The sequence below is a fragment of the Elusimicrobiota bacterium genome (assembly GCA_040757695.1).
Taxonomy (GTDB): Bacteria; Elusimicrobiota; UBA8919; order UBA8919; family UBA8919; genus JBFLWK01.
Window position 1 is genome coordinate 1 of the sequence record JBFLWK010000179.1, and the last position, 2,210, is coordinate 2,210.

At 31.8% G+C, this 2,210-nt stretch carries 1 protein-coding gene and 1 pseudogene; one reads left to right on the forward strand and one right to left on the reverse strand.

From position 1 onward, the window contains the following. Positions 1-184 precede the first annotated feature (184 nt). Complete coding sequence (locus tag AB1349_13840; GenBank protein ID MEW6558408.1) at positions 185-1,930, reverse strand: IS1634 family transposase; 1,746 nt, start codon at positions 1,928-1,930, stop codon at positions 185-187. A 103-nt stretch (positions 1,931-2,033) separates the two neighbouring features. Between AB1349_13840 and AB1349_13845 the strand changes: the two are divergent. Beyond that, a pseudogene (locus AB1349_13845) lies at positions 2,034-2,210 on the forward strand (nitrous oxide-stimulated promoter family protein).

Sequence of the window (2,210 nt, forward strand, 5' to 3'; positions counted from 1 at the left end):
AATAAGTTGTGCAATACATTATAATGTATAAAAAGTAGTACCCTTACGGTAGAAAATAATATGGAAAACGATAAAGGATTACATATAAGGAGTGTTGAATTTAGATAAAAAAATCAACTATTAAACCTGAGTTTCGTTTTTAATCATAATTAAGATTAAGAAATCCTTGATTTTAAAAGAAAATTTATGTTATTTTGTGTATGGTTAACTGCGATTCTATTGTGTTAAGATTAAAAACCTCCGATAACCTTTTTTGTATGGAACTGGCCTGAGTAATTTTAGTATGTGCTGTTTTATCATCATAAATCATGATAGTCTGGCGAAGATCTGAAAGCTCCTGTTTTAATACTGCAGCACTCATCTCCATATCAGCCCTGGCTGCTTTTAGTTGCATAATTTTAATAAGGACAAGTGCCATAATACAGCAAAATCCAAAAGCTCTAATTTTAGTATCAGTCCAATGCCGAATAGGTCTCCACCGGATTAAGTCCGGAGCTTTAATGAGTTTAAAATCATCCTCAATTTTTGATTTAGCTTTGTATTGCGTAATAATCCATGAAGTTTCTGCAGCCACATCACAGGAAAATAATAAATTTTTGCCAAAACTTTTCCTATATTCTTCAATTATAGAAGTATTTAAAGAAAATACCGGTTTACCCGCCTGACAGCTAACATTAAGAAAATTACCATAATGGCTTTCTTTTAGTATATTTTTTATCTTACTGGGAACTTCTCTTACTTTTCTTTTATATTCAGACCAGGTTAACTGTATTTTCTTTATTAATTTCTCTATTCCATTTGAAAGGCTATGGTTCTGTTTAGCAGCTAATTTTTTATTATACGTTAATACCAGAGAGCTTTCTATGCCCATAACTTCACGTTTACACCGATAATATAAAAACCCCTCACACGTGTCAGCGTATTTATTTAAAGGCAAATTATCAAGGTCAGAGAATTGACTCAAGACAAGACTTCCTACCCATTTTATTTTTCCTTTCAAAGCCTTGAAATTTGCTTTGCTATTATTGCCTTTATCCATTACTAAAACCATTTCCTTTATCTGCTTAAATCCTAAACTTAATTGTTCTATCATTTTGTCAATAATACCTGAAAAAGTTTTACTATCATGACTATTGCCACGGTAAATGCGATAAAACATTGGTATCCCAAACTCTTTATCGACACACATTGCAAGTCCTATCAGTTTCTTGTTGTGTCTTCCTTCTTTACTATGACCTGTAAGGGCAAGCTTTGAACGTGCTGGCTCTTCTATATATGTAAAAAAATTAGTCGTATCATACAGTAATACATCACTGGTTACCTCAAAATCTTTACATATTTTAATAAATAATTGCTCCTCTATTTTCTGAAATATCTCATCTTCTATTCCAGCAAAGAGTTCTTCCAATAATTCCGGGTTCTCCTGACGTTTCTTTTTAAGTTCTCTTTCATTTATTATATCTTCTGTTACAGTCCAAAAATTCTTGCTATTTATTTTTTTCGGCTCGAAATCTATTATCTGAGGTAATATAGTTTTCTCAACCCACTTTCCCATACTTTCTTTACTTGTAGCGTTCTGCAGTCGGTTAATTATTGTTAATAAAAAGAACTTCCATCTTTCTATTCCAAAACGTTCTCCTTTTATATGCTCTTTGAGTAAATCCACAAGTCCTATATCTAATGCAGTTTGATAGGTCGCTCCCACAAGACCAAATTCTAATGAATGAGCCTCTATTGGTTCTCGGTTCTCTGTTAATTTTTTTATTATATCCTCTTCTGTTCCAAGATATTTTGACTTGGTGCGAACCCGGCTGCGTCCTGTTCCTTTATGCTTACCATTATTTGACTGGTCTACTTTTTCACGCCAGGTACTTTGTAGATAATAATAAGTTTTACCTTTAATACTTTTTTGATAAATATGTTCGCTCATATTAGACACCTTCTTGCTAACACTACTATATTATAATAACATAGTATTTGTAAAGTGTCAAATTACTTTTTAGTTAACACTACACTATTTTTACCTTCAAAAAGTTGCTAGATATAGCTTTTTACATTTTTATTTTCTCAAAAAACGAAACTCAGGTAATAGATGCAGTGTCCATTGCTACAGGGAGGATATGAGATTTAAAATAAAAGATATTATGAAATATTCGGGCCCCAGAATGTTATACAGTCATCCATTAATGACTTTTTATCATTTTCTTGAT

What these genes read in the sequence shown, in the direction of transcription:
- AB1349_13840 (MEW6558408.1), bottom strand. Translation starts at nt 1,930, where the DNA reads ATGAGCGAACATATTTATCAAAAAAGTATTAAAGGTAAAACTTATTAT.